This window comes from Serratia proteamaculans, from assembly GCF_949794035.1.
Taxonomy (GTDB): domain Bacteria; phylum Pseudomonadota; class Gammaproteobacteria; order Enterobacterales; family Enterobacteriaceae; genus Serratia; species Serratia proteamaculans.
The window spans coordinates 1990533-2016655 of sequence record NZ_OX461105.1; the positions used below are offsets into that span (position 1 = coordinate 1990533).

Sequence of the window (26123 nt, forward strand, 5' to 3'; positions counted from 1 at the left end):
CAGTGGCACCACGCATCAGGCGGCGAAAAGCCTGACCTTAAAAGCGCCGAAGTGAAGTTTGTTAATAAATTAAATCATAGGGTTAAGGTGATAGGGTGGTGCGGAAGTCGCGCGGTGTAGACCCGGTCATGGCTTTGAATTGGCGGCTGAATGCGCTGTGATCGGTGTAGCCGCACTGCAGGGCAATGTCGGTAATCGGCAAGTCGCCTGCCAACAGTTCGGTGGCTTTTTCCAGCCGAACCTTGTGGATCATCTGGCGTGGCGTGAGGTGAAAAATACGTTTGCAGTAACGTTCGATCTGCGCCACGGAAAGGGCAGTGAGTGCGGTTAATTCCTCAAGGGCAATCGGTCGGGCGTAATGTTGACGAATATAGACGTCGATCGCCGCCAGCCGCTGATAGGCAGGGTGGTTGGCTTTGGCCTCCTGCAGATCGTGCGAGATGCCCGCCATGCCGATGATTTTGCCCTGCGCATCGAACAACGCCAGTTTTTGCGTCAGGCACCAGCCGGTCTCGCGCCCACTGTACAGGTGCATCTCCAGTTGGTCCTGGATCAGCACGCCGTTGCGCAGCACGCGCAGATCCTGCTCGGTATAACCTGACCCTAATTGGGTCGGAAACACGTCCGCCGAGGTTTTCCCCAGCAGCGGGGTGACGGTTTTAAAGCCGCAACGTTTGGCCAGCGTCAGGTTGGCCAGCAGGTAACGCGCTTGCAGGTCTTTGATGAAGAACACCACGTTGGGAATGGCGTTGAGCAGCGGTGCAATCAAAGCCAGTGAATTTAGCAGATCGTGCAGGGTGTTCGGACGTTGTTGCGCCAGTCCATCACACCAGCGGGACAGTTGTTCTACGGCAAAAATGTCCTCTTCCGGTTCCTCGATAAGGGGGAGAGGAGCCGTAACAACCTGATGATCCTGGGCTAAACGCATAGCATTACCTTTTCCCGCTGGGTGACTCAGAGTCTGAGGCGGCCGGACAGGCCGTTTTTGGCGCGCTTAATCAATATTAACTTTCTTATAACTTTTCAAGCTTAGCTGCCAATTATGCGGATGACCGCATACTTTTGTTCCCTGGGGTGTACCGGCCCGGCACCATCCCGCCTGGAGGATTGTGCCGATTTCTGCATTTGCCACGCCGAAATCCATCAAGCCGCCGTCAGCATATTCGGTCAGTCTAGCCCCATCGGTAACATTTCATTAACCCAGGAGACTCCGATGGCACTTTCTTCGCATTTCACCGCGCTGCGGGCGATCGATTCCCATACCGCCGGGGAACCCACCCGACTGATTGTCGAAGGATTCCCCGATTTGGGCACCGGCAGCATGGCTGAGCGCAAGGCGCTGTTTGCACAGCAGTATGACGACTGGCGTAGCGCGATCATTCTGGAACCTCGCGGCAACGACGTGCTGGTGGGGGCCTTGCTGTGTCAGCCCTGCTCACCGCAGGCCGCCGCCGGGGTGATTTTCTTCAACAACAGCGGTTATTTGGGGATGTGCGGTCATGGCACCATAGGTCTGGTGGCCTCACTGGCCTACATGGGGCGAATTGGCGTCGGTGAGCACCTGATAGAAACCCCGGTGGGTACGGTGAACGCCACCTTGCACCAGGACGGCAGCGTGACGGTGGAAAACGTCCCGGCCTATCGGTATCGCCAACAGGTCAGGGTTGAGGTCAGCGGCTATGGGCTGGTGGTGGGGGATATCGCCTGGGGCGGTAACTGGTTTTTCCTGATCGGTGAGCATCATCTGGCGATCAATACGCAAAATCTGGAGGCGCTCACCGCCTTTAGCTGGGCGGTGCGTCAGGCGATCGAGAGCGCAGGGATTTATGGGGAAGACGGCGGTGTTATCGATCATATCGAACTCTTTTCTGATGACGCGCAGGCCGACAGTCGCAACTTCGTGCTGTGTCCTGGCAAAGCTTATGATCGCTCGCCTTGCGGTACCGGCACCAGCGCCAAACTGGCCTGTCTGGCGGCCGACGGCAAATTGCAGCCGGGTGAGATCTGGCACCAGGCGAGCGTGATTGGCAGCCAGTTCAGCGGCTATTACCAACGCAGTGGCGATCGCGTGACCCCCTTTATTCGCGGTCAGGCCTACGTGTGTGCCGACAGCCAACTGCTGCTGGACGAGCGCGATCCCTTCGTTTGGGGGATCCGCTGATGGTTGCCGACAGGCGGGCAGATGCGATAGTGGTGGGCGCCGGTATCATCGGTGCCGCCTGCGCCTGGCAGTTGGCGCAGCAAGGGTTACAAGTGCTGCTGGTGGACAACCAGCGTGCCGGGGCGACGGCGGCGGGTATGGGGCACCTGGTTTGCATGGACGATAATCCCGCCGAGTTGGCTTTAAGCGCCTATTCATTGCAACTGTGGCGCAACCTGGTGGATCGCATGCCGGAAAACTGTGCCTGGCGCGGCTGCGGTACGCTGTGGTTGGCGGAGCGGGACGATGAAATGGCGATTGCCGAAGGTAAACTGCAACGCATGGCGGAATACGGTGTGGCGAGCGAAGCACTGAGCGCCGCGCAGGTTGCTGCTCATGAACCCATGCTGCGGCCCGGACTGGCCGGTGGCTTGCGTGTACCAGGCGACGGCATTGTTTATGCGCCCAATGTCGCCTGCTGGTTAGTGGCCGACGCCGGACCGGCGGTCAGGGTGGTTGTGGGTGATGTTACCGCGTTGGAACAGCAGGCGGTGGCGCTGACGGGAGGCGAACGGTTGACGGCACCGGTGGTGGTGGTGGCCTGTGGGTTACAGGCTGACAAGTTACTGGAACAACCCTTGCTACGCGCCAAGAAAGGGCATCTGGCGATCACCGATCGCTATCCGCAACGGGTACGTCACCAGTTGGTCGAGCTGGGGTATGGTGCCAGTGCTCACGCCAGCGACGGTACCTCGGTGGCATTTAACGTTCAGGCCAGGCCAACAGGCCAACTGTTGATCGGCTCTTCCCGCCAGTTTGATGCCCCCGACAGCAGCATCGATATGCCGTTACTGGCCGCCATGCTGGCACGGGCTACCACTTTTTTGCCCACATTGGCGCAGATGAACATTATCCGCTGCTGGACCGGCCAGCGCGCCGCGTCTGCAGACGGTTTGCCGTTACTCGGGCCGCATCCACAACATCGCTGGCTGTGGCTGGCCTTGGGGCATGAAGGCCTGGGCGTCACCACCGCGCTGGGCAGTGCTGCGCTGATTACGGCGCAGATCCATAACCATCGACCGGCGATTGACGATACCCCTTATCTGGCGGCACGAATGTTCCGTAAGGAGGCCTTGCCGGTATGAGCCAAAAACAGAATTTACTGACATTGACCCTTGACGGTGAAAGCCTCTGCGTACCTGAGGGTTCCAGCGTGGCCGCGGCGCTCAGTCTGAGCGGGCGGGATAGCTGCCGCATCTCGGTCAATGGGCAACCCCGCGCGCCGTTTTGCGGCATGGGCATCTGCCAGGAATGCCGCGTCACGGTGAATGGTGTGCGGCGTTTGGCGTGCCAGACGTTGTGCCAGCCTGGCATGCGTATTGAGAGGACAGAAAATGAGTGATCTCGCGTGCGATGTGCTGATTATCGGAGCCGGCCCGGCAGGGTTGGCGGCAGCCGGTGCTGCGGCAGAGAGTGGTCAGTCGGTGTTGGTGCTCGACGATAACCTGCGCCCCGGTGGGCAGATCTGGCGTGACGGGCCGAACGTGGCATTGCCGGCACTGGCTCTGCAATATCGGCAGGTTGTCGGGGGGCTGGATAATGTGACGCTGCTTAACGGCGTGAAGATTGTCGCCCAGTGCGGGCCGCAGAAAATTCTCTATGAAGATGCGGCGGGCAGCGGGACGGTGGATTATCAAGCGTTGATCCTGTGCTGTGGTGCCCGGGAACTTCTGCTGCCATTTCCCGGCTGGACACTGCCAGGGGTGACCGGGGCCGGTGGATTGCAGGCGCAGATTAAGCAAGGGTTGTCTATCAAAGGGGAGCGGGTCGTCATTGCCGGTAGTGGGCCACTGTTGTTGGCCGTGGCTGCCAGCGTAGTGAAAGCTGGTGGCGAAGTGGTGATGTTGGCGGAACAGGCCCCTGTCGCTCGGTTGGCGGCCTTTGCCGGTGGTTTGTGGCGCTGGCCGGTGAAACTGCGTCAGTCCTTTAGCCTGTTCAACCGGCATTATCGTCCTGACAGCTACGTGCTGGAAGCGTTGGGCGAACAGCGACTGACGGCGATTCATATCCAAAAAGGGGCTCGTGAGGTCACGCTAGATTGCGATCGTCTGGCCTGCGGTTTTGGGTTGGTGGCGAATATCGAACTGGCGATGTTGTTGGGGTGCCGTATCCAAAATGACGCGGTTGCCGTGGATCTTTACCAGCAAACCAGTCAGCCACAGATTTATGCAGCCGGTGAATGTACTGGGATCGGCGGCAGCGAGTTGGCGTTGACGGAGGGGGCGATTGCCGGCTATGCCGCAACCGGCAACCTGGCGCAGGCACAAGCCTTGATGGCGCAATGCGATAAGTGGCGGCGATTTGCCGGTGCGGTGGCGCGAACCTTTGCGCTCAATCCAGTGCTGAAAACGCTGGCGACACCGGAAACGCTCTTGTGTCGTTGTGAGGATGTGTCTTTGCATCAGTGCAGTGAATTTGCAGATTGGACAGCGGCCAAGTTGAGCAGCCGCTGCGGTATGGGCGCTTGCCAGGGCAAAATCTGTGCGACAGCGGCACGCCATTTACTCGACTGGCCACTGCCGGCTCCGAGGGTCCCGCTGACGCCAGTCAGGGTCGCCACTCTGGCCCGTTTGGGGCGCAGCGAGACTGACGGATAAGCCAACTAACTGCACTCAGGCACGCCGCACGGTGATGATGAGTCATCTCCGGCGGCAAGTTGTGCTAACGGGCCCAGACACCAAGTCCGTTGTTGCTCCTGTTACTGTGGCCAGTAATAGGTTTTCTCATGCCAGCCTTTGCCATACATACAGGCTTCGATGGTCGCCGAACGGGCACCTTCATTGCGATCATTTTGCACCGTTTTAAACGAAGGTTGTTTATCGTAACGGTAGCCTTTCGGGCAGTCTTTCTTGTCTTTCTCACAGCTATGGTATTGGTTTTCGTAGCTAAACTCGAAATCTCTCACCACATCGGGGGGGAAACGTTCGTAGCCTCGTCCCTTGCACTCCGCATATTCCGCCTCGCGTGTGGCGTTCCCGGCACCGGCTCTCTCCCATTGAGTGCAGGCCGCCAATGTAACTAATGGTAATAAAATCAAAAATCTATACGTCTTCATGATATCCCTAACTCTTCATTTCATCCTAAAAGCACTCGCTAAGAATCTTCCTAGGCGAGGTGGGGCGTGAGTGTAATAAACTGAGGCAAAAATTGGAAATGATAATAGTTATTGTTTAGAAAAGGTTGAGGTGACGGGTAGCAAGGATGAGTATCTGGAAGTGAAATAATACTTATTTGTTATCATATTCGTGCTAAGTTTTTTCTGATGATATATCCGACTTATTCCTTAAGATATTTACCTAAGGATTTTTTCTTATTATTGGCTGCAAAAGGATATTTATTCAGTGGGGAATTAAAGTTGGGATGTTTATATTGCTTTTTCAAAATAATCACAATTAAAGCCATTATTGAATTCGCCGGTAATACGATTGCAATTTATGTACAAATTTTTTAGATTCAGCAAGGATGAGTGATTCATCATGATGATGAAGAAATTAAAGGGAGTTTTATTTTGGCGAATAAATCAGAGATACCTAAAGACAGTGGTGATTTACCTTCATTATCAGATGATTGTGACAGGTTGAGAAACCTTTCTGATGTCGGTGATTCATTTGGCTATGGCCGCACTCGCTTTTATCAATGGTGCCGAGGACGCGGTTTTCTTACCCTTATGAATGCACCTTCTACGGAGATGATTAACGCCGGTTATATGGTGACGACGCTGTCAGAAAACGGCTACTCGCGGGTCTATGTGACTGAGGATGGCTTTAACTATGTGGGCAGTGTATTTCGTGATGACATCAAAAAACGCATGGTTAAGCTTTAAGAAATCATAAAAATCTTACTCATTTCAATACGCTAACCACAGAATCTTCTTATGGTGGTCGGTTGCCTTGCCTGACAGGCAAGGCGGTCGGCACCGAGGTATTGTTACCTCCCAGAATTTCTCCAGCTCACTGGAAGTTATCCTAATTTTTCATTGATGATGTCCCGACGCTACAGTCAGTGGCAGTTCTCTTGCTAGTATGAGGATGGGTTTATTTCAGGAGTTCAGGATGAAGCATTACGCCGCGTTATTCGTTACCACCGTGCTGTTGTCTGGTTGTGCCACTCAGGCGGTTCCCTTACAGCAGGCTGAATCACCGCCTCCCAGCCGGTTGATGCTGTATCAGAATGTCCCGCAAACGCCTTTTGCCACGGTAGTGGTAGTGCGCGACAGTGGGATGCTGGCAGGAAGTTGCCGGACCGGGGTTTATATCAACGGAGAATTTGCCGCATCGCTGGCATCCAAAGAAAAGGCCGAGTTCCGGGTGCCGGTAGGCAATAATGAAATTAGCATTGGGCAGGATATGATCGAAAATAGCCTGTGCATCTGGCGTGATACCAGCGGGCGCTTGCCAATGACGCTGCGCGCCGGTGAGAGTCGCTATTTCCGCATTGCGGGTGATATGCAGCGCGGCTTTGTGTTGCAGGCCGGTAAGCCGTAATTCAGGCGGGGCGCAATCAACGCCCTTGCCACCATCCCCGCAGAGGAAACGGGCCCGCAATGACGGCAGGCCGGAAGGGCGACAGATTATTGACGGTAAGCGTGCTTAATCTGTTGGATGCTGTTTTTAAAGATTTCGGCCTGGGCCGGATCTTCAATCTGTGCGATAAAGCGTTCCATGTTGATAATGACTTTCCCGGCATCGGCCTGACCGATCGATTTCAGGATCAGCGTCAGTGTGGCTTTAAGGCAGGCAACTTCTGTCGCCAGCGTTTCCGGGTTTGCAGACGTAGTGAAATCAACGTTGCTCATTTTCTCTCCTGATTTTTGAGGCCGAAGCCTGAAGCAATGTACATTTTTATGCGCACCCACACCGATGTCATTCACTCGGACCTGCAGATGCGTATTTAACTGGGCGCGGAGTATAGCATAGCATGCAGGTATCCATCTGCACTGATAGCGCTGGATCGGGGCCGTGGTGGTTAACCTGGTATCTATCCGGGATTTAACCGATTTCACATTATAGTGCATACTCACTATTGATTAATTAATCAGCTTGCCAAACAATACCGCCAGGTTATTTTTTCTGTGTTAATAAGTATTTGTCCGCCTGTTTATTGTTTACTTGTTCCGATTATTTAAATGATCAACATTAGCCTCTTGCCTGACGTTGCCCGGACGCGGGGTGAATAATTTCTTTTGCAATGGTTTTAGCCCTGTGAGATAAAGGCAAAGTTACCATATTGTTTTGTTTCAATGGATTACAATCACATTGAGTGGCATTACTATTATTTGTGTTGCGATTGCTTACACTGATTTTACCTGCGGTTTAGGGTAGACGCACTATCATAAGGTCAGGACTGCACATGGTAATATTTCCATCGTCGGCTTTTCCTCTGCAATCCATGGTTTTATCGGGCTGCATTGGGCGGCTAAAATTCAAAAATCAGGCCCATTCCGCAAAGTTAATCGGGAGTAAGTATTAATCTGTGTTCATTCTTGTCTGAAAAACAAGTAATATCTCAGGCTATAACAGAGGCTGATTGCGTTACTCCCTTCTTTTTGGAGATTTTTCCTTGATTAGCGTTCTTCTTGTTGATGACCACGAACTGGTGCGCGCAGGGATACGACGCATTCTTGAAGATATCAAAGGTATAAAAGTTGTCGGGGAGGCCCAGTGCGGTGAAGACGCCGTGAAATGGTGCCGTGGCAATGCTGTAGATATCGTTCTTATGGATATGAACATGCCGGGTATTGGCGGGCTGGAAGCCACGCGCAAGATTGTGCGTTATGCGCCCGACGTGAAAGTTATCATGCTGACTATTCATACCGAGAACCCATTGCCTGCCAAAGTGATGCAGGCTGGGGCCGCGGGCTACCTGAGTAAGGGCGCTGCACCACAGGATGTGGTCAATGCCATTCGTGCGGTACAGGCCGGACAGCGCTATATCGCGTCCGATATTGCCCAGCAAATGGCGTTGAGTCAGTTGGAGCCGCAGACGGAAACGCCGTTTAGCTGCCTTTCTGAGCGCGAGCTGCAGATTATGCTGATGATCACCAAAGGTAAAAAGGTTAACGAGATCTCGGAACAACTGAGTCTCAGCCCTAAAACGGTGAACAGTTATCGCTACCGTATGTTCAGCAAGCTGAATATCAGCGGTGATGTTGAATTGACCCACCTGGCTATCCGACACGGATTGTTCAATGCGGAGACGTTGTTAAGCAGTGAGTGACCGTTTTGATGCCAAAGCATTTCTAAGTACCGTAACCAGCCAGCCTGGCGTCTACAGAATGTACGACGCTACTGGCACGGTTATCTACGTCGGTAAAGCCAAAGATCTGAAAAAACGCCTCGCCAGTTACTTCCGCCAGCAGGTGGGTAGCCGTAAAACTGAGACGCTGGTTAAAAATATCGCTCAAATAGACGTAACTGTTACGCATACCGAAACAGAGGCGCTATTACTGGAACATAACTACATAAAGTTATACCAGCCGCGATACAATGTTCTTTTGCGAGACGATAAATCTTATCCGCTGATTTTCCTCAGTGCGGACAGCCACCCACGGCTGGCCGTACATCGTGGTGCCAAACACGCCAAGGGGGAGTATTTCGGCCCATTCCCCAATTCCTATGCCGTGCGTGAGACGCTGGCGCTGCTGCAGAAACTGTTCCCGATACGTCAGTGTGAGAACAGCGTGTATCGCAACCGCTCGCGCCCCTGTTTGCAATACCAGATCGGTCGTTGCCTGGGGCCCTGTGTCGCCGGGTTGGTGAGTGAAGATGAGTATCGCCAGCAGGTGGATTATGTGCGCCTGTTTCTGTCCGGCAAGGATCAACAGGTGCTGCATCAGTTGATTGAACGGATGGAAAACGCCAGCAAGATATTGAACTTTGAAGAGGCCGCGCGGATACGCGATCAGATCCAGGCAGTACGCAGAGTGACGGAGCGTCAGTTCGTGTCCGGTAACAGCGACGATCTGGATGTGATCGGTGTGGCATTCGAGTCTGGTATGGCCTGCCTGCACGTATTGTTTATTCGCCAGGGTAAAGTGTTGGGCAGCCGCAGTTACTTCCCCAAAGTGCCGGGCGGCACCGAAATGAGCGAAGTGGTACAGACATTTGTCGGTCAGTTCTATCTACAGGGCAGCCAGATGCGTACCTTGCCGGCAGAAATCCTGTTGGATTTCACCTTGCCGGAGAAAGACCTGTTGGCCGAGTCGCTCTCTGAACTGGCCGGTCGTAAAATCCAGATCCAGAGCAAACCGCGAGGGGATCGCGCACGCTACCTCAAACTGGCGCGTACCAATGCAGCGACTGCCTTGACCACCAAGCTTTCTCAGCAGTCGACCATTCATCAGCGATTGGCAGAATTGACGAAGGTACTGAATCTTTCCGAGATTAACCGCATGGAGTGCTTCGACATCAGCCATACCATGGGTGAGCAAACCGTCGCTTCTTGCGTGGTGTTTGACGCGAATGGGCCGCTGCGTTCTGAGTATCGGCGCTATAATATCACCGGTATTACACCGGGGGATGACTATGCGGCGATGGCGCAAGTGTTGAAACGCCGCTATGGTAAGGCTCTGGAAGAGAAAAAAATCCCCGACGTTATCTTTATTGATGGCGGTAAAGGGCAGCTAGGTATGGCGATTGATGTGTTTAATTCGCTGAACGTGAGCTGGGATAAAAACAAACCCTTGCTGATTGGCATCGCCAAAGGCGCTGACCGCAAAGCCGGGTTGGAGACGTTGTTCTTTGTGCCGGAAGGTGAGGGCATTGCCCTGCCGTCGGATTCACCGGCGCTGCATCTGATCCAGCACATCCGCGATGATTCGCATAACCACGCGATCACCGGGCACCGTCAGAGAAGGGCAAAAGTAAGAAATACCAGCGCGTTGGAACTGATCGACGGCGTTGGACCAAAACGGCGACAGGTGCTGTTGAAGTATATGGGCGGACTTCAACCATTATTGAACGCCAGCGTTGAGGAAATTGCAAAAGTGCCGGGTATTTCACAAGCATTGGCAGAAAAGATCTACAATGCATTGAAACACTGAGGGCAATGTAGCAACATACTCTTAATTCCCACTCCAGCCAGATAGTTACCGTAGCATTATGCAATTGAATATACCGACTTGGCTTACTCTGTTTCGCGTAGTTCTGATCCCATTCTTTGTTCTGGCATTTTATCTGCCGTTCACCTGGGCTCCGATGGTTTGCGCCGTCATATTTGTGTTTGCTGCCATAACCGACTGGTTTGATGGTTTCCTCGCCCGTCGCTGGAAGCAAACTACCCGTTTTGGGGCGTTCCTCGACCCGGTGGCGGACAAGGTGATGGTGGCTGTGGCGCTGGTACTGGTGGCAGAACACTACCATGTCTGGTGGATTACCCTGCCTGCGGCGACCATGATTGCCCGTGAAATTATCATCTCGTCACTGCGTGAGTGGATGGCGGAGATCGGTAAGCGCAGCAGCGTGGCGGTGTCCTGGATTGGTAAAGTGAAAACCATGGCGCAAATGATGTCGCTGGTCGGGTTGCTGTGGCGCCCGGACCGGACCGTTGAGTATGTGTCCTTTGGTTTGTTGTACATCGCGGCGGTGCTGACTTTCTGGTCAATGTTCCAATATTTGAACGCTGCCCGCAAAGATTTGCTGGAACCCTGATCAAAGCGCTGCAAAAATCGTCAAACAAACGTAATGAGCCAACAATTTTATTGACTCATTACGTCAGGTAAGTAGAATGCATCGCATCAGACGGCAGCAGTGATTTGCCGAAAGATAGCAAAAGAATCAGTAAGTTCTGATTAATGCGGGAATAGCTCAGTTGGTAGAGCACGACCTTGCCAAGGTCGGGGTCGCGAGTTCGAGTCTCGTTTCCCGCTCCAAATTTAATAAAGCTGGTGTTTTACGAGCTTTAGCCTGTAAAAGGCAAATAGAATTTAGGCGCGTTAACAAAGCGGTTATGTAGCGGATTGCAAATCCGTCTAGTCCGGTTCGACTCCGGAACGCGCCTCCAATTTTCCCGAGCCCGGGTGGTGAAATCGGTAGACACAAGGGATTTAAAATCCCTCGGCTTATGGCTGTGCGGGTTCAAGTCCCGCCCCGGGTACCAGGAAAATAAATTCAAGAATAACAAAGTAATAAGTAGTAATGTCGTAGCCGCCGTGAGGCGGTTTTTTTGTTTCTGACCCTCCCTTCGCCATACCCTCCTGATATCCCTTTACCCTATTCAAACGCCAAATCATTCCCTGACGGCCAAACGACAATCATCATTCTGGCCTGGCGAAACTACCCGGCCGTTGAGCCGGGGTTGTGCTTATCTGTGGCGGTGATGGAGATGATGGTACTGCATATGCCGTTCCTTAGCGGCCAGTGACGCCAATGACTTCGATTGCCGCTCGGTGCAGCTTTTGGCCGTAGTCATCGGGTTGTCTTTCGATCTCTTTGATCAGATAAGCGAGAATGTTTTGCTTGCTGATGGGTTGATTGGCGGAGAGCACCTGAATAATGCCCTTACCGAGCAAGTTGTAGATTTGTTCACGGTACGTCTCGATATCTTTATCGTTGAGACCGTAAAGGGTGTAATCGATCATGGAATTTTACCGCTGATGAAATTTAAAGCGCCAGCCGAAGCTGGCAGAGAAGCCATATAAAAAATAAAATCGTGCAAATTCCACTTAGGGTGATATCCAGGTGGAAGGTTAACGATAGCGTAGTAAGAATATTCCTATCAATAGGCAGCGGCAATCTGGATGGCTAATTAGGAAAATCCTCAGGTCGTTGCCCTGGCCTGACGGGCAGATCCTGAGGAAACCTGAACGGTGCGGCAGTGCGGATTTAATCTTCTGTTTGTGCGCCCAAACTCTCGGGCAGCAGCTGTGCCAGCAGCAGGTCCAGGGTCAGCATCAGCCCGTAGCGAGCAGCGCTGCCGCCACTGAGCGTCAATACCTTATCTGCCAGCGTCGCCAGCGTGCTACCTGCCGGGGTCAGGGCGATGCGATAAGCCCCCGTGGCGCCGGCCAGCCTGGCGGCATTGAGCAAATCGGTATTTTCCCCACTCATCGACAGCAATATCACGCACTGCTGTGTGCTCAGAGTAGAGGCGGTCATGCGCATCAGTGCCGCATCCTGGCAGGCAAAGGCAGGGTAGCCCAAACCCACCAGGCGTTGTTGCAGCTCGTTGACGTACAGCGCCATGCTGTTTACGCCAAAAATATGCACACTTTTGGACTGGCTCACCTGTTGGCTGGCGTCGATTAACGCCGAATGCTCTACCTGTTGCAGCTGTTGATGCAGCGTAGTCTCCACGTCGTTGACGCGTTGCAGCCACAAACGCGGAGGCCCATTGGGCGTGGATTGGATGCTCAAATAGCGTGAGCCACTGACGCTGGCCTGCGCCAGCTTCATACGCAGATCGCGAATATCATCACAACCGATGGTTTTGGCGAAGCGGGTGATAGTCGCCGGACTGACCCCAGCCTGACTGGCCAGCAGCTCTATAGTGGCGGAAGAGGCGAAGGCGATATCGTCCAGAATGGTTTGTGCGACCTTGGCTTCCTGCTGACTGAATTGGTTTTGCCGCGCGCGGATCTGATAGACGATGTCGCCGATATCTTCACAGCCGATGGATTTGGCAAAGCGACTTAAAGTCGTGGGGCTGACGCCGGGCAGTTTGCCAATACCGGCGGCTGAGGCGAAGGCGATATCCATGCCGCCCAGCACGGGTTGTGCTACTGCTGCCGGCTGGTTTGCCGGCACAGGTTGGGTACGCATCAGCGAGATAAAGTCGTTAAGATCCTGGCAGCCCAGGGTTTTAGCAAAATGAGCGACGATCTCGGTACTGACGCCCGCTCGCTCCGCCAGCTGTTCAATGGTCGCCGTTGAAGTGAAGCTGAGGTTGTCCAGGATGGTCCGGGCAATTTTCGCCTCCTGGCGGCTGAACGGACTCTGGCGAAACTGAATGTGGTAAACGAGATCCATGACTGCAGTGTCCCTTCTGTTATGCCAACCGGCACCTGTGCTTCAAGCTAGCCTGTTTTTCGCACGGCATAAAGCGATAACCCGTAGAATAAGCCAATGAAAATAATTTTCAATATACCCAGTGGGAAAACACGACGCTGCTCTCAATGTTTATTTGCTGGTTATTTATCCTGCTGTTTTTAAACGATAAAACTCTAAATTGAAATTTTTCGTCGGGCATAACTCGATCGCTGATCACAGTGTTGAAAAAAATTTTCATGACGATTTTTCTATAATGGTATGTTTTTAAACAATTAAATAAAAATCATAATCAAATCGTATGGATCTAAGGTATTTACAAGCGTGTTACATAGCTGTTTTATATTTGAACAGCCGTGGTGGCTAACAACCGGGACACTGAAAAATGCAAACAATCGTCTTATGCTGCGCCGCAGGAATGTCTACCAGCATGCTGGTACAAAAAATGAAAATCGAAGCCCAAAAACGGGCGCTGGATATCGAGATTGAAGCTGTACCGGTAGCGGATTTTGAACGTATCGTCGGCCGGGCGGATATCGTCCTGTTGGGGCCGCAGGTTAAATATGAACATGCGCGGCTTGCTGAACTGGCGGCGCCCTTGGGCAAAACCGTGGCGGTTATCGACATGATGGATTACGGCACCATGCGCGGCGACAAGGTACTGGACAAGGCGCTCGGCCTGCTGGCCTGAAAATCCTTCGGGAACCAGGCTTCTCACATTCGTTTATTTATTGATTTATTGCGGGTTATATCACTGACCCGCAGTGGGATCACCGTGCCTGTCATCAGGCGGGGGAGGGAATGATGGATTTGGAAACTAGCGTGATGGAATTGCTGGTTCATGCCGGCAGTGCGCGAAGTTCGCTGCTTTCTGCATTGCAATTAGCGCGTCGCGGTGAATTTGAGGCCGCTGGCGACAGGCTGGAAGAGGCGAAGGCCGCTATCGGCCGGGCACATGGCATGCAGATGGAGCTGATTGGTATGGATGAAGGCTGTGGAAAGGTACCGGTCAGTCTAATTCTGGTGCACGCGCAGGATCATTTGATGAATGCGATGCTGATCCAGGATCTGGCCACCGACATGATCGAACTTTATCGTCGTTTACCCCAGGGGACAGGCAATGACTAAAATCACCGTAATCGGCGGGGGCAGCAGCTACACGCCGGAGCTGGTCGAAGGATTGATCGCGCATTATCAGGATGTTCCGTTAACCGAGCTGGCACTGGTCGACGTGGAATCCGGCCGTGAGAAAGTGGGCATCATTGCCGAATTGACCAAAAGAATGCTCAAGCGCAACGGGCTGGAGCAGGTAGTGGTTTCGGTGCATTTCACACTGGAGCCGGCCATTCGCGGCGCCAGTTTTGTACTGACCCAACTGCGGGTGGGGCAACTGGCCGCCCGTGCTGCCGATGAGCGTCTGGGGCTGAAATACCAGCGGCTGGGGCAGGAAACCACCGGTATTGGCGGCTTCGCCAAGGCACTGCGTACCATTCCGGTCATGCTGGAAGTGGCGCGCATGGTAGAAGCTGTGGCGCCGGATGCCTGGATTATCAACTTCACCAATCCGGCCGGGATCGTCACCGAAGCGGTCTCACGTTACAGCAAGGCGAAGATTATTGGTCTGTGCAACGTGCCGATTACCATGCACCACATGATCGCCGATATGTTGAAAGCACCGCACGATCAGGTGGATCTGCGTTTCGCTGGGCTGAACCATATGGTGTGGGTGCATCAGGTCACACAAAGCGGCAAGGATGTGACCGCCAAAGTGCTGGAGATGCTGAGCAATGGCGAAACGCTGTCAATGAACAACATCAAAGACCTGCCTTGGCCACCGGCATTTTTGCAGGCGCTGGGAGCGATCCCTTGTCCGTATCACCGCTATTTTTATCAAACCGCCGGCATGCTGGAAGAAGAGATGGAAGCGGCCGCGGCTCAGGGCACTCGCGCCGAACAGGTAATGAAGGTTGAGGCGGAGCTGTTTGTCTTGTATGCCGACCCGACACTGGATAAAAAACCGGAGCAACTGAGCTTTCGTGGCGGTGCCTTCTATTCTGAGGTGGCGGTCGAATTGATCCGCGCCATTCACAATAACAGCGGCAAGGTGCTGGTGGTGAATACCCGTAATAACGGCGCCATTCAGGGCCTGCCGGATGATGCGGTGATTGAAACCAACTGTGTGATCGATGCGCAAGGCGCTCACCCGCTGAGTTTCGGCCCGTTGCCACTGGCCATGAACGGCTTGACCCAGCAGGTTAAAGATTTTGAACGGCTGACCATAGAGGCGGCGGTGCATGGCGATCGTCAGAGTGCGCTGTTGGCGCTGGTGGTGAACCCGCTGATTGGCGGTGTCGGCATCGCACAACCCTTGCTGGACGAAGTGTTGAGCCTTAACCAGGCCTATTTACCGCAGTTTAATTAAGTCGATATTCCATAATAACAATCACGACAGCCGGCTTTGCCGGGCAGGGGGGATGATGGCGGGTCTAAATAGCATTCTGGAACGTTACGTGTTGCCGACGGCGTTAAAAATCGCCGGGCAAAAACATATTTTGTCAGTGCGGGACGGCATAATTCTCAACATGCCGTTTATGTTAATCGGGTCATTTTTCCTGATCTTCGCTTATTTACCGATCCCCAGCTACGCCAATCTGATGGGCGAGGTGTTTGGTGCAGCATGGCGGGACAAGTTGCTGTATCCGGTCAAGGCGACTTACGACATCATGGCGATTATCTCCAGCTTTGGTATTGCCTATCGGCTGGCGGAGAAATACCGCGGGATGGATCCGCTCAGTACCGGTGCAGTTTCGCTGGTGGCGTTTATCATGACCATTCCCCAGCATACGCTGTTTGCGCCGGTGAAAGGGGCTGCGGAGCAAATTGTTAAAGGCGTGCTGCCGATGAATTTTATCGGTAGTCAGGGACTGTTTGTGGCAATCGTTGTGGCACTACTGTCGACGGAAATCTACCGTTTTGTGCATAACCGTAATCTGGTGATCAACATGCCGGAAGGGGTACCGCCGGCGGTGGCGAAATCTTTCCTGGCGCTGATCCCGGGGTTCTGCGTGCTGGCAGTGATCTTGTTGTTGCGGTTGATCGTTGAGGCCACGCCGTTTGGCGATATCAATACCATGATCGCCACCCTGATCGGCATTCCAATGCATCACGTGGGGGGAACGCTGCCGGGGATGATTTTCTCGGTGATCCTGATCGGCCTGCTGTGGACGCTGGGGCTGCATGGTGACGCCATTGTACTGGTGTTTATTCAACCGGTGTGGCTGGCGAATATGTCAGAAAACCTGGTGGCGTTTCAGAGCAATCAGCCGATCCCACACATTATTACCCAGCAATTTTACGACCTGTGGATTGCGCCCGGCGGCACGGGTGCTCTGTTGGGGTTGGTGATCTTTATGCTGTTGCGCAGCCGTAGTGCACAGATGAAACAGTTGGGGAAAATCGCCGCACCGGGTTGTCTGTTTAATATCAGCGAACCTATGGTGTTCGGGATCCCGCTGGTGATGAACCCGTACTTCTTCCTGCCGTTTATCCTGACCCCGGTGGTGCTGGTGATCGTGACCTACAGCGCGATGGCGACCGGATTGGTAACACCTCCGGTGGGGATTGCCTTGCCGTTCACCACACCGATTTTCATCAGTGGCTATCTGGCGACCGGTGGCCATATTTCGGGAACGGTGATCCAGGTGGTCAATCTATTGATTTCAATGGCAATTTACTATCCCTTCTTCCGTGCCTGGGATAAGCAAAAATACCGTGAAGAAAATCAGGCGGCGGTGCCAGTACCAAACGCCGTGGCTGATGAGCAACCGCAGACACCATAAAATAGGCACTTTCTGCGGCGGTGATCGTACAGGTCGCCGTCGCAGCAAGGGAATGAAAAAGGGTTTACACACGACTTGTTACATTATAACAACGTTAATTTTTGCCACCGCAGCAACGCCCGCCTAAATTGCCTGTCAGATAACCATCCAGCAGCAGGAGAGAGAAAACTCTCAACAATAACCTGTATCTGGCAAACGGTTATGAATTCACTTTGGCAAGAATGGTATCAACAATGCAGAAGTTCCGACGCTGGACCCAGTTACAGGTCTCTTTCTTTATCGCTTTCTATCTCGGTGTGTTGCTCAATATCCCCATATTTTACCGCCGGTATCAGCAACTTCATTATGACAATTTATTGTCGATCGGCATTGAAGTGGTCGCCGCCTTCTGCCTGGTGTGTTTCATCACGCTACTGATCTCGTTTTTGGGGCGCAGACTGTTCCGTATTTTGGCTTCGCTATTGGTACTGAGTTCGGTTGCTGCCAGCTACTACATGGTGCTATTCCATGTCGATATTGGTTACGGCATTCTGGCGGCGGTGATGACCACTGACGTTGACTTGTCCAGGGAGTCGGTGGGCTGGCATTTTGGCGTGTGGGTGGTGCTGGTTAGCCTGTTGCCGTTGCTGCTGATTTGGTTGGTGCCGATGCATGAGGCCAGTTATAAGCGCGGTAACCACCTGGCTTGGTTCAAAAAGGGCGGAGTTATGCTGAGCGCTGCACTGCTGTGCTGGTTACCACTGAAACTCATGGGCCAGGTGCAGGACCGCCACGATCGGGATAATAATCAAATGATGGCCAGCTATGGTGGCGTGGTGGCCGGCAGTTATTCACCGTCCAACTGGCTCTCGGCGTTGGGGCTGTTGACCTACAGCTCATACAGTCAGGCAGAGGACAGCCGTAATCTGTTTGATCCGGCGGCACATTTTACCTATCAAGCGCCAAAAGACGTGAATGATCTGTATGTGGTGTTTGTGATCGGCGAAAGCGCCAGACGTGACCATATGGGCATTTACGGTTACCAGCGTGACAACACGCCGAATCTGGATAAGGAAACCAACCTTGCGGTGTTGCAAGGGTATTCCTGCGACACCTCGACCAAACTCTCGCTACGTTGCATGTTCGTGCGAGAAGGCGGTGCGTCGGAAGCCCCCGAGCGGACGCTGAAGGAAATGAACGTGTTCTCAGTGCTGAAAAAGCAGGGCTTTTCCTCAGAGCTGTTCTCGATGCAGAGTGAAGCCTGGTTTTATAACAAAACCCAGGCGGATGATTACGCGCTCAGAGAAAGTATTCAGGCGGAAAAACGCAATGCCGGCAAACCTGTGGATGATATTGCGTTGATTGATGAGTTGCGGGATTCGTTAGATCGTCACCCGCAGGGCAAGCACTTGGTGATCCTGCATACCAAAGGCTCGCACTATATATACACCGAGCGCTACCCTCGCGCTTTCGCCCGCCACCAGCCGGAATGCCAGGGTATTGACGACACTTGCTCTACGCAATCGATGGTTAACTCTTACGACAACAGCCTGCTGTATACCGATTACGTCCTTGAGCAGGTTTTCAATCAGTTGCGTAATCGTAATGCCATCGTGTTCTACGCTTCGGATCACGGTGAGTCGATCTCGGAAAATATGCATTTTCACGGTACCCCGCGTGATCATGCACCAAAGGCGCAGCGCACCGTTCCGATCATGGTCTGGGCATCTGACAAGTTTCTCAGCCAGCCGGATCATCAGGCGGCCTTTAAGCAGTTGAAAGCGCTGCAGCAGGCAAAAACGCCGGTTTTCCACGAGAAGCTGTTCGACAGTATTCTCGGCTGCATCGGCTATACCTCACCGGACGGCGGCATTGTGAAACAGCATAACTGGTGTCAGGTTAACTGAGCCCATTGCAGAATGACTAACCGCCGCAAGGCGGTTTTTTTACATTTGAATAAGGCCGGTTTTTATTGGCTAAGCTATGCTGAGGTCGGGTTAAAAGTGAGGTATGACGGTGAAAGCATTAACTATCGTGGGAAATGACCTACGTCTAAAGATCCTGACGGACGAGAATACGGACATTGTTCATCGTTACTTCCAGGAGAACCAGCAGCACCTTTCCCCCTGGGAGCCGAAGCGACCTGCCGATTTTTACAGTGCAGAGGTGATCCACCAGCGGTTGTGGCACGCGCAGCGGGATGCCGAGCAGGGAGTGGCTTATCAGTTTGGCATTATCAATGGCACCGGCACGGAGATGTTGGGCGCCTGCAACTTTTCCAATATAGCTCGTGGTCCCTTTCAGGCCTGCCATCTGGGGTATTCAATAGCTGCCTGCCATCAAGGCAAGGGGATAATGACCCTGGCGCTCACTACGGCCCTTGACTACATGTTGGCTGAACTGGATCTGCATCGCATTATGGCCGCTTATATTCCGACCAATGCTCGCAGCGAAAAGCTGTTGTTGCGCCTGGGGTTTGAGAAAGAAGGTTACGCGAAATCCTATCTTAAAATTGCCGGCCGCTGGCAAGATCACGTATTGACCTCGTTGATTAACCCACGGCACGCAGAGTAACCCTCCGGCGTTGATAGCCAAAAAAAAGCCACCCGCAGGTGGCTTGTTGTCAGAACGTTGTTTAGTCCAGTTTTGGATGCTGGTCGATCAACGTCTGTTTTTTCTTTTCCAACTCGGAAATCTGCTCGTTGATGTCATCGACTTTCTGTTCGATGTTATCGTAGTTTTCCTGCAGCAGCTCTTTGGCTTCCGAACGATCCGAGGCGGCCGGGGTAGCACCACGCAGCGGCTTATTGGCGGTTTCCTTCATATACAGGCCGGTGATCAAACCGATCACGGCGACCACCATCAGGTAGTAGGCCGGCATATACAGGTTCCCGGAAGATTCGACCAACCAGGCGGCTACCGTGGGTGTCGCACCGGCAACCAGTACCGAAATGTTAAACGAAATTGCCAACGCGCTGTAACGAATGTGTGTTGGGAACATCGCCGGCAGGATCGAAGCCATGACGCCGGTGAAGCAGTTCAACAGCACCGCCAGCACCAACAGGCCGACGAAGATCAGGCCGATCACATTACTGTTGATCAAAATAAAGCACGGAATAGCCAGCGCCAGCAGGCCGATACTGCCGCCAATAATAAACGGCTTACGGCCGATACGGTCACTGGTCAGGCCGATGACCGGTTGCACAAACAACATGCCGATCATGACGGCGATAATGATCAGGACGCCGTGGTCTTCCGAGTAGTGCAGGTTATGCGACAGGTAGCTCGGCATGTAGGTCAGCAACATGTAATAGGTCACGTTGGTCGAAATCACGATACCGACGCACACCAGCAGGCTTCTCCAGTGCTTGGCCGCGATCTCTTTAAACGAGGTTCTCGGCGGATTTTCGATGGCGTTGCGGTCTTCTTTCTCCATCTTTTCCACGTGCTGCTGGAACGCCGGAGTTTCTTCCAGCGCATGACGCAGGTACAGGCCGATCAGACCTAATGGTGCGGCGATGAAGAACGGAATACGCCAGCCCCAGTCGAGGAAGTTAGCTTCACCGACGATACTGGAAATCAGCACCACGACGCCGGCACCCAGCACGAAGCCGGCAATCGAGCCGAAATCAAGCCAACTGCCCATAAAACCACGCTTTCGGTCCGGGGAGTATTCGGCGACAAAGATCGCTGCGCCGGAGTATTCGCCACCGACCGAGAAGCCCTGTGCCAGCTTGGCTACCAACAGCAGCACCGGTGCCCAAATACCGATCGACGCATAAGAGGGGATCAGACCGATACAGAAGGTGCTCACCGCCATAATAATAATGGTGATGGAAAGGACTTTTTGTCGACCGAACTTATCGCCCATCGAACCAAAGAAGATGCCACCTAACGGACGTACCAGGAAGGGAACGGAAAAGGTTGCCAGTGCGGCAATCATCTGTACGCCGGGAGTGGCGCCAGGGAAAAAGACTTGCCCAAGGGCGTAGGCGACAAAGCCGTAAACACCAAAGTCGAACCATTCCATTGCGTTGCCCAATGCAGCCGCGGTGATCGCCTTTTTCAGTTTGCTGTCGTCAATAATGGTGATGTCATTAATCAACATCGGCTTATGTCGTTTTTTTCTTAACTTCATATAATCATCCCTTAATCAATTCTAGTCGTACGTGAATTCGCGATCCTTCTGCCCAGTTATCAGTTTGGTTAATCTAAACGCTATGCGCAGAGATCCCCCATTGCCATTTTTTGTGTGATGCGAATCACGTAATGTTTCAATTTTCACCGGGAATATGTCATTTAGGTGACTAATTATTTTGCATCTATAGCTTAACGTTATATCTGATGGCGATCAAATTTAGCAGTTTATCTTATGGATTTGCACCAATTTAGCGCATAAACAGGTTAACTATTGTGCATTTTGCTGGTTTTTTGTCTGGTGGGGGATGCGTTAAGTATAGGAACAACTGCAGCAAAAAACGGCAAAATTAATGCATTTTTCGGGCGAAGAAAAAGGCCTGACGCAGACGCCAGGCCGGCGAATTATTGCGGGGAACCGCCAAATTCTAAATAGAGTTGTGCCAGATTTTGGTATTGGCTAAAGCGATTTTCATCCAGCGTCTGCTCCGCCTGCCTGCGACGGTTTTGTGCATCCAGCCAGAAGGTGATAGGGACGGCACCTTGCCGGTAACGGCTCTCATTTAAGCGCTCAGATTTGCGTGCCAACGCCAACGAAGCCTGCAAGTGTTTTTCCTGTGCCATCAGTTGCGTACGCAACGACAAGGCATCGTCTACATCGGCCATGGCTTTATACAGCGCCTGTTTGAATTCCAGCACCTGCAGATCGTAGTCGCTGCGGGCGATTTTGATATCAACGTCCATTTTCCGCCACTCAAGGAACGGTAACGTTAGTCCTGCGCTCACCGAGGCCAACGGATTGCGCAGAAATTCCAGCAATGCGCTACTGCTGCTACCCAATGAACCTGTCAGGCTAAAGGCCGGATAGTACTGAGTGCGTTTCACATCGACGTTGGCCAGTGCTTCGCGCAATCGCAGTTCTTTGGCGCTGATATCCGGGCGGTGGCGCAGCACGCTGGCCGGGATACCGGCGTTGATTTGCGGCAGCGGACCGGTCGGCAAACCACCGGGTTCCACCAGCGCATTGCCCGGGGGGGTGCCCAGTAATACCGTCTGTTCGTTCAACGCCTGCTGACGCTCACGCAGCAGAGCCAGATGACTGCTTTCCTGATTGATCAGATTTTGCTCGGCATCCACCACGTCCAGTGAAGAGATGCTGCCGGCACGATAGCGGGCATTGACCAACTGTAAGGTCTGCCGGGTATAAGCGATATTTTGCTGACTGACGCTGATCCGTTGGTTGATAAAGCCTATGCGCCAGTAATTTTTGCTGGCGTTGGCGAGCAAGGCCAAACGCGCACTTTGCAAATCCTGTTGGGTGGCCTGACTGGCCCATTCTGCGGCGTCACGCTGTCGCGCCAGTTTGCCCCACAGATCGACCTCGTAGCTGACGCCAAGGTTGGCGCTGCTGCTTTTATTCCAGGGTGATGAATTGGCAAGGGCGTTGCTGGCTTGGCTATTGAGCGTAGCATTGACGCTTGGCTCGGTGGCGATATCGGTCTGTTGTGCCGTCAATTGGGCGCGGTAAACGCGCAGCGCGGCAGCGGCCAGGTCGTTATTGGCCAGCATGACCTGTTGCAACCAACGGTCTAACTGGGGATCGTGGAAATCGTGCCAGTCAAAAGGCACCGGCGTAGCGGCGGCATCGCTGCTGCCCGGCCATTGGGACGGGTAGTCTACCTTCACTGGCGGATATTCGCTTTTCAGCGCGTTGCCGCAGCCGGTACTGAGCAGGGCGGCGAGGCATAACGCCAGGGGGGATAAAATTTTCATAAGTTACTCGCTGGCCAGTGAAATGACCGGATCCATCCGCGCCGCTTTGCGGGCCGGGAGATAACCGAAGATCATGCCGATCAAGGTGGAGCAGAAGAAGGCTACCGCGGCGGCCTGCCAGGAATAGATAGCGGTGAGCATGCCGCCCGCCAGCAGGGTAAACAGCGAGCCGGCGGCGAAGGACAGCAAAATGCCCAGCACCCCGCCGATCAGGCAGACCAGCACGGCCTCAATCATAAATTGCTGCATAATGTCGCTGCGACGTGCGCCTACAGCCATACGCACGCCAATTTCATGCGTCCGTTCGGTCACCGAGACCAGCATGATGTTCATCACGCCAAGGCTGCCGATAATCAGAGAAATTGAGGCCACCATCAGGATCAGCAGGCTGAGGGTCATTGAGGTGTGTTCGATCGATTTACGGTACTTGTCGAGGTTGAACAGCATAAAGTCTTTAACGCCGTGGCGCTGGGTCAGCAACTGGCTAATGGCGGCGACGGCAGCCTCGTTGGCGACGTCATCTTTCAACCGGACACTGATGCTGCTCAGCGTGGTTTTGCCCACCATGCGATACATCACGGTGCTATAGGGCATCCACACTCTGATACGGTTGGGGGCCGAGTCCTGGTTACTTTGCACCACGCCAATCACCCGGGCCGGCACGGCACCAAGAAACACAATTTGGCCCAGCGGCTCTACGCCGAAATCACCGAACAATGACTGACGGGCGTTTTCGTCAATGATCACTTCCTGCAGCGCATTACGATCATCCCGGAAGTTGCGACCTTGCACCAGCGTGAAACCGTTAACACGTAAATAATCGCGTCCAACGCCGCTGATCGACGCATTGGCTGACTTGCTGCGAAAGTGAATGCTGTCCGAGGCCGTGACTTCAGGACTGACGCTGTCGACAAAGCTTTGACTGGCCAGCGCGTCGGCATCTGCCGGAACCAGAGTACGGATGCTGTCGATGGCGTCATCAAAAAAATCACGGCCGGGGTAGATGCTGACCACGTTGGTGCCGAGACTTTTAATACTCTCCAGCGTGCGTTGTTTGGCGCCTTCGCCCAGCGCGACCACCGTCACGACCGCAGCAATGCCGAAAATAATGCCGGTCATGGTCAGAGCGGTACGCAGGCGGTGGGCATTCATGGCTTTCAGCGCCATTTGCAGCGACTCACGGGTACGATCGAGCAGACTCTGCCAGTAGCCTTGTGCCGCCGGTGGGGTCTTTTGCATCTTAGGCAGTGGGGCCGTCGTTTGACGGCCGCTGTCGGCGACGATCTCACCGTCCTGCAGTTCGATGATGCGTTGTGCGTGCTGCGCCACCTTCATATCGTGGGTGACGATCACGACGGTATGGCCACGCTGATTAAGTTCGCTGAGGATCTCCAGTACTTCCTGGCCGGAACGGGAGTCCAGGGCACCGGTGGGCTCATCCGCCAGGATGATTTCAGCACCGTTGATTAGCGAACGAGCGATACTGACGCGCTGTTGCTGGCCACCGGAGAGCTGCCCAGGTTTATGGTGCTCACGGCCTTCCAGCCCCAGTCGGGCCAACAGTTGCGCCGCGTGCAGACGGCGTTGATCACGCTTGCTGTTGGCGTAAATCGCGGGGATTTCGACGTTGCCCAGCGCACTGATATCCGGCATCAGATGATAACGCTGGAAGATAAAACCGATATGCTCACGACGTAGCCTGGCCAATTGATCCGGCGACAGGTGAGCCGCATTTTGGCCGTTGATGTAATAGTCACCCTGGTCCGGTACGTCCAGACAGCCGATGATGTTCATCAGCGTGGATTTGCCAGAGCCTGAAGCGCCTATGATAGCGACCAACTCCCCGGCAGCGATACTCAGGTTGATGTTTTTCAACACGGTCAGCGGCTGGCTGCTGTTGGTGTAGGTGCGGCCGATGCCTTTCAGCTCAATGATAGTGTTCACAGTGAGAGGCCTTCCTCGCTTGGCCTGGCACTTTCCTGCACCAGCACCACGTTTTCACCCGCCTTCAACCCGGACAGGATTTGAATATCGACGTTATTGGTGATGCCGGTTTTCACCTCGCGCATTTCCAACCGATTGTCCGCGGTCAGCACCTGCACCTGCTGTTTTTTATCCGCGGTTTTATGCACCGCCTGGATCGGTACTAACAGCGCGTTTTTTGCCTCACCGAGCAGTAATGAAACCTGAGCCGTCATGGCGATCCGCAAGCGATTATCCGGGTTAGGTACGTCCAGCAGTGCGTTGTAATACACCGAGGCGTTGGAGGTGCCGGAGCCGGAGGACGAACTGCCGCCGGAGATTGAGTCGTCTTTCATCACCGATTCCGGCGCCAGCTCGACGGTGCGCAGCGTGGCGTCGTAACGTTTGTCCGGTTCGGAGAAAATGGTGAAGTAGGCTTTTTGCCCCTGCGAAACGCGGGTAATGTCGGCCTCGGAAATCTGCGCCTTAATGGTCATCACATCCAACTGCGCCAGTTTGACGATGGTGGGGGCGCTCTGGTTGGCATTCACCGTTTGGCCCTGTTGAGTAATCACCGCAATGACGATGCCGTCCATCGGAGCCAGGATTCGGGTGTAACTCAGGTCGACCTTTTTCTTGTCCACCTCAATCTGCGCTTGCACGATGCGTGCATTTAACGCGATCAGTTCGGCGCGGGTGGCGGCGAGTGTGGCTTCCGCCGCCTCAAAATCTTCGCGGGAGCCGGCTTCATCACTCAACATGCGTTTCTGGCGCTTAAAGCGAGACTCGACCTGTTTCAATAGCGCCTGTTTAGCCTGTAAATCCGCCTTGGCGACGTTCAGCGCCGCTTCGGCATTACGCAGATCGTTACGTTGCGGCAGATCGTCGATGTCGGCGATAGGCTGGCCCTTGGTGACCCGGTCGCCCAGTTTAACCTTCAGGGATTTGACCTGGCCGGAAACCTGCGCCCCGACATTGACCCGTTCTATTGCATCAAGCTTGCCGGTGGCCAGTACAGCATTTTCTATATCGCCCAGACGAGCCGGTGCCGTGACCGAGGCGGTCTGAGAGGGGCTTTGCAAAGAGAACACGGCCACCAGGGCAAGTATGACCAGCAAGGCGCCGGCCAGGATAAACGCCAAACGGCGCGGAGTGACTTTCATAGTGTTATCCATAACAGAAAACGATGATCCCAGAAGGCGCTATAGTGGCATCCAGCGCTTTAACTAACAATAAACACGCTGCAGACGG

General features: G+C 53.7%; 24 protein-coding genes and 3 tRNA genes. 18 read left to right on the forward strand and 9 right to left on the reverse strand.

Translation table 11 applies throughout. From position 1 onward, the window contains the following. Positions 1 to 82 precede the first annotated feature (82 nt). The gene (locus QOT07_RS09315) at positions 83 to 928 is read right to left on the reverse strand and encodes an AraC family transcriptional regulator (protein WP_099061666.1); all 846 of its coding nucleotides are present in this window, start codon (positions 926 to 928) and stop codon (positions 83 to 85) included. 285 nt (positions 929 to 1213) lie between these two features. Between QOT07_RS09315 and QOT07_RS09320 the strand changes: the two genes are divergently transcribed. From QOT07_RS09320 to QOT07_RS09335, 4 genes are read left to right on the forward strand one after another with little or no spacing between them, the layout of a single operon-like run. After that, entirely contained in the window at positions 1214 to 2161 is a 948-nt protein-coding gene (locus tag QOT07_RS09320; RefSeq protein WP_099061665.1) for a 4-hydroxyproline epimerase, read from the forward strand. After that, positions 2161 to 3285: an NAD(P)/FAD-dependent oxidoreductase gene (locus QOT07_RS09325; RefSeq protein WP_283602971.1), complete on the forward strand. Its 1125-nt coding sequence runs from the start codon at positions 2161 to 2163 to the stop codon at positions 3283 to 3285. Before QOT07_RS09320 ends, QOT07_RS09325 begins: the two co-directional genes overlap by 1 nt. Beyond that, positions 3282 to 3542, forward strand: a complete 261-nt coding sequence (locus QOT07_RS09330) for a (2Fe-2S)-binding protein (protein ID WP_099061663.1) — start codon at positions 3282 to 3284, stop codon at positions 3540 to 3542. Before QOT07_RS09325 ends, QOT07_RS09330 begins: the two co-directional genes overlap by 4 nt. Next, positions 3535 to 4797, forward strand: a complete 1263-nt coding sequence (locus QOT07_RS09335; protein WP_283602972.1) for an NAD(P)/FAD-dependent oxidoreductase — start codon at positions 3535 to 3537, stop codon at positions 4795 to 4797. Before QOT07_RS09330 ends, QOT07_RS09335 begins: the two co-directional genes overlap by 8 nt. A gap of 101 nt (positions 4798 to 4898) precedes the next feature. On the opposite strand, the gene QOT07_RS09340 is transcribed toward QOT07_RS09335, so the two are convergent. Beyond that, positions 4899 to 5255: a hypothetical protein gene (locus tag QOT07_RS09340; RefSeq protein WP_283602973.1), complete on the reverse strand. Its 357-nt coding sequence runs from the start codon at positions 5253 to 5255 to the stop codon at positions 4899 to 4901. 411 nt (positions 5256 to 5666) lie between these two features. On the opposite strand from QOT07_RS09340, the gene QOT07_RS09345 reads away from it, so the two are divergent. Beyond that, a complete protein-coding gene (locus tag QOT07_RS09345) occupies positions 5667 to 6023 on the forward strand; it encodes a hypothetical protein (RefSeq protein ID WP_198404385.1) in 357 nt (118 codons plus the stop codon). A gap of 229 nt (positions 6024 to 6252) precedes the next feature. Continuing rightward, a complete protein-coding gene (locus QOT07_RS09350) occupies positions 6253 to 6684 on the forward strand; it encodes a hypothetical protein (RefSeq protein ID WP_207977685.1) in 432 nt (143 codons plus the stop codon). 86 nt (positions 6685 to 6770) lie between these two features. Here the strand turns inward: QOT07_RS09350 and QOT07_RS09355 are convergent, their stop codons facing one another. Continuing rightward, on the reverse strand, positions 6771 to 6995 hold the full coding sequence (locus QOT07_RS09355; RefSeq protein ID WP_006321715.1) for a DUF2594 family protein: 225 nt from the start codon (positions 6993 to 6995) through the stop codon (positions 6771 to 6773). A gap of 764 nt (positions 6996 to 7759) precedes the next feature. On the opposite strand from QOT07_RS09355, the gene uvrY reads away from it, so the two are divergent. The 6 genes from uvrY to QOT07_RS09385 all read left to right on the forward strand — a co-directional run bounded on the left by uvrY (position 7760) and on the right by QOT07_RS09385 (position 11296). Beyond that, positions 7760 to 8416 carry a UvrY/SirA/GacA family response regulator transcription factor gene (uvrY, locus tag QOT07_RS09360; RefSeq protein ID WP_012006273.1) on the forward strand — a complete coding sequence of 219 codons (657 nt, stop codon included), beginning with the start codon at positions 7760 to 7762 and terminating at the stop codon, positions 8414 to 8416. Continuing rightward, on the forward strand, positions 8409 to 10241 hold the full coding sequence (gene uvrC, locus QOT07_RS09365; RefSeq protein WP_219015849.1) for an excinuclease ABC subunit UvrC: 1833 nt from the start codon (positions 8409 to 8411) through the stop codon (positions 10239 to 10241). Before uvrY ends, uvrC begins: the two co-directional genes overlap by 8 nt. Before the next feature lie 58 nt (positions 10242 to 10299). Beyond that, positions 10300 to 10848 carry a CDP-diacylglycerol--glycerol-3-phosphate 3-phosphatidyltransferase gene (pgsA, locus tag QOT07_RS09370; RefSeq protein ID WP_017892379.1) on the forward strand — a complete coding sequence of 183 codons (549 nt, stop codon included), beginning with the start codon at positions 10300 to 10302 and terminating at the stop codon, positions 10846 to 10848. 145 nt (positions 10849 to 10993) lie between these two features. Further along, positions 10994 to 11069, forward strand: a tRNA-Gly gene (locus QOT07_RS09375). A gap of 57 nt (positions 11070 to 11126) precedes the next feature. Beyond that, positions 11127 to 11200, forward strand: a tRNA-Cys gene (locus QOT07_RS09380). A 10-nt stretch (positions 11201 to 11210) separates the two neighbouring features. After that, positions 11211 to 11296 (forward strand) — tRNA-Leu (locus tag QOT07_RS09385). Between the two features lie 250 nt (positions 11297 to 11546). Here the strand turns inward: QOT07_RS09385 and QOT07_RS09390 are convergent. Then, the gene (locus QOT07_RS09390) at positions 11547 to 11777 is read right to left on the reverse strand and encodes a biofilm development regulator YmgB/AriR family protein (RefSeq protein WP_099061659.1); all 231 of its coding nucleotides are present in this window, start codon (positions 11775 to 11777) and stop codon (positions 11547 to 11549) included. Between the two features lie 244 nt (positions 11778 to 12021). Then, entirely contained in the window at positions 12022 to 13164 is a 1143-nt protein-coding gene (locus QOT07_RS09395; RefSeq protein WP_283602974.1) for a MurR/RpiR family transcriptional regulator, read from the reverse strand. A gap of 403 nt (positions 13165 to 13567) precedes the next feature. Here QOT07_RS09395 and QOT07_RS09400 point away from each other — a divergent pair, with 403 nt between their 5' ends. The 6 genes from QOT07_RS09400 (at position 13568) to QOT07_RS09425 (ending at position 19574) form a co-directional block, all read left to right on the forward strand. Then, positions 13568 to 13873: a PTS sugar transporter subunit IIB gene (locus tag QOT07_RS09400; protein WP_099061657.1), complete on the forward strand. Its 306-nt coding sequence runs from the start codon at positions 13568 to 13570 to the stop codon at positions 13871 to 13873. A gap of 110 nt (positions 13874 to 13983) precedes the next feature. After that, complete coding sequence (locus QOT07_RS09405) at positions 13984 to 14310, forward strand: PTS lactose/cellobiose transporter subunit IIA (protein WP_283602975.1); 327 nt, start codon at positions 13984 to 13986, stop codon at positions 14308 to 14310. Then, entirely contained in the window at positions 14303 to 15604 is a 1302-nt protein-coding gene (locus tag QOT07_RS09410) for a 6-phospho-beta-glucosidase (RefSeq protein WP_283602976.1), read from the forward strand. The genes QOT07_RS09405 and QOT07_RS09410 overlap by 8 nt, the downstream gene beginning before the upstream one ends. Positions 15605 to 15659: 55 nt before the next feature. Then, positions 15660 to 17021 carry a PTS cellobiose transporter subunit IIC gene (gene celB / locus QOT07_RS09415; protein WP_099061654.1) on the forward strand — a complete coding sequence of 454 codons (1362 nt, stop codon included), beginning with the start codon at positions 15660 to 15662 and terminating at the stop codon, positions 17019 to 17021. Positions 17022 to 17254: 233 nt separating this feature from the next. After that, positions 17255 to 18907, forward strand: coding sequence for a kdo(2)-lipid A phosphoethanolamine 7''-transferase (eptB, locus tag QOT07_RS09420; RefSeq protein ID WP_283602977.1), 1653 nt, complete (start codon positions 17255 to 17257; stop codon positions 18905 to 18907). Positions 18908 to 19016: 109 nt separating this feature from the next. Further along, positions 19017 to 19574: a GNAT family N-acetyltransferase gene (locus tag QOT07_RS09425; RefSeq protein WP_430523272.1), complete on the forward strand. Its 558-nt coding sequence runs from the start codon at positions 19017 to 19019 to the stop codon at positions 19572 to 19574. A gap of 61 nt (positions 19575 to 19635) precedes the next feature. Here the strand turns inward: QOT07_RS09425 and proP are convergent, their stop codons facing one another. The 4 genes from proP to etsA form a co-directional block, all read right to left on the reverse strand. Further along, complete coding sequence (proP, locus tag QOT07_RS09430) at positions 19636 to 21138, reverse strand: glycine betaine/L-proline transporter ProP (RefSeq protein ID WP_129934991.1); 1503 nt, start codon at positions 21136 to 21138, stop codon at positions 19636 to 19638. A 404-nt stretch (positions 21139 to 21542) separates the two neighbouring features. Continuing rightward, on the reverse strand, positions 21543 to 22910 hold the full coding sequence (gene etsC / locus QOT07_RS09435) for a macrolide efflux RND transporter outer membrane subunit EtsC (protein WP_283602979.1): 1368 nt from the start codon (positions 22908 to 22910) through the stop codon (positions 21543 to 21545). A gap of 3 nt (positions 22911 to 22913) precedes the next feature. Next, positions 22914 to 24854, reverse strand: a complete 1941-nt coding sequence (locus tag QOT07_RS09440; protein WP_261415776.1) for a MacB family efflux pump subunit — start codon at positions 24852 to 24854, stop codon at positions 22914 to 22916. Then, the gene (gene etsA / locus QOT07_RS09445; protein ID WP_283602980.1) at positions 24851 to 26035 is read right to left on the reverse strand and encodes a macrolide efflux RND transporter periplasmic adaptor subunit EtsA; all 1185 of its coding nucleotides are present in this window, start codon (positions 26033 to 26035) and stop codon (positions 24851 to 24853) included. The genes QOT07_RS09440 and etsA overlap by 4 nt, the downstream gene beginning before the upstream one ends. Between the last annotated feature and the right edge of the window lie 88 nt (positions 26036 to 26123).

Coding starts and splice junctions, on each gene's coding strand:
- QOT07_RS09330 (WP_099061663.1), top strand. CDS start 3,282: ATGAGCCAAAAACAGAATTTACTGACATTGACCCTTGACGGTGAAAGC.
- pgsA (WP_017892379.1), top strand. CDS start 10,300: ATGCAATTGAATATACCGACTTGGCTTACTCTGTTTCGCGTAGTTCTG.
- QOT07_RS09315 (WP_099061666.1), bottom strand. CDS start 928: ATGCGTTTAGCCCAGGATCATCAGGTTGTTACGGCTCCTCTCCCCCTT.
- QOT07_RS09340 (WP_283602973.1), bottom strand. CDS start 5,255: ATGAAGACGTATAGATTTTTGATTTTATTACCATTAGTTACATTGGCG.
- QOT07_RS09395 (WP_283602974.1), bottom strand. CDS start 13,164: ATGGATCTCGTTTACCACATTCAGTTTCGCCAGAGTCCGTTCAGCCGC.
- celB (WP_099061654.1), top strand. CDS start 15,660: ATGGCGGGTCTAAATAGCATTCTGGAACGTTACGTGTTGCCGACGGCG.
- QOT07_RS09410 (WP_283602976.1), top strand. CDS start 14,303: ATGACTAAAATCACCGTAATCGGCGGGGGCAGCAGCTACACGCCGGAG.
- QOT07_RS09405 (WP_283602975.1), top strand. CDS start 13,984: ATGATGGATTTGGAAACTAGCGTGATGGAATTGCTGGTTCATGCCGGC.
- QOT07_RS09335 (WP_283602972.1), top strand. CDS start 3,535: ATGAGTGATCTCGCGTGCGATGTGCTGATTATCGGAGCCGGCCCGGCA.
- QOT07_RS09350 (WP_207977685.1), top strand. CDS start 6,253: ATGAAGCATTACGCCGCGTTATTCGTTACCACCGTGCTGTTGTCTGGT.
- QOT07_RS09325 (WP_283602971.1), top strand. CDS start 2,161: ATGGTTGCCGACAGGCGGGCAGATGCGATAGTGGTGGGCGCCGGTATC.
- etsC (WP_283602979.1), bottom strand. CDS start 22,910: ATGAAAATTTTATCCCCCCTGGCGTTATGCCTCGCCGCCCTGCTCAGT.
- QOT07_RS09400 (WP_099061657.1), top strand. CDS start 13,568: ATGCAAACAATCGTCTTATGCTGCGCCGCAGGAATGTCTACCAGCATG.
- QOT07_RS09355 (WP_006321715.1), bottom strand. CDS start 6,995: ATGAGCAACGTTGATTTCACTACGTCTGCAAACCCGGAAACGCTGGCG.
- proP (WP_129934991.1), bottom strand. CDS start 21,138: ATGAAGTTAAGAAAAAAACGACATAAGCCGATGTTGATTAATGACATC.
- QOT07_RS09390 (WP_099061659.1), bottom strand. CDS start 11,777: ATGATCGATTACACCCTTTACGGTCTCAACGATAAAGATATCGAGACG.
- eptB (WP_283602977.1), top strand. CDS start 17,255: ATGCAGAAGTTCCGACGCTGGACCCAGTTACAGGTCTCTTTCTTTATC.
- QOT07_RS09320 (WP_099061665.1), top strand. CDS start 1,214: ATGGCACTTTCTTCGCATTTCACCGCGCTGCGGGCGATCGATTCCCAT.
- etsA (WP_283602980.1), bottom strand. CDS start 26,035: ATGAAAGTCACTCCGCGCCGTTTGGCGTTTATCCTGGCCGGCGCCTTG.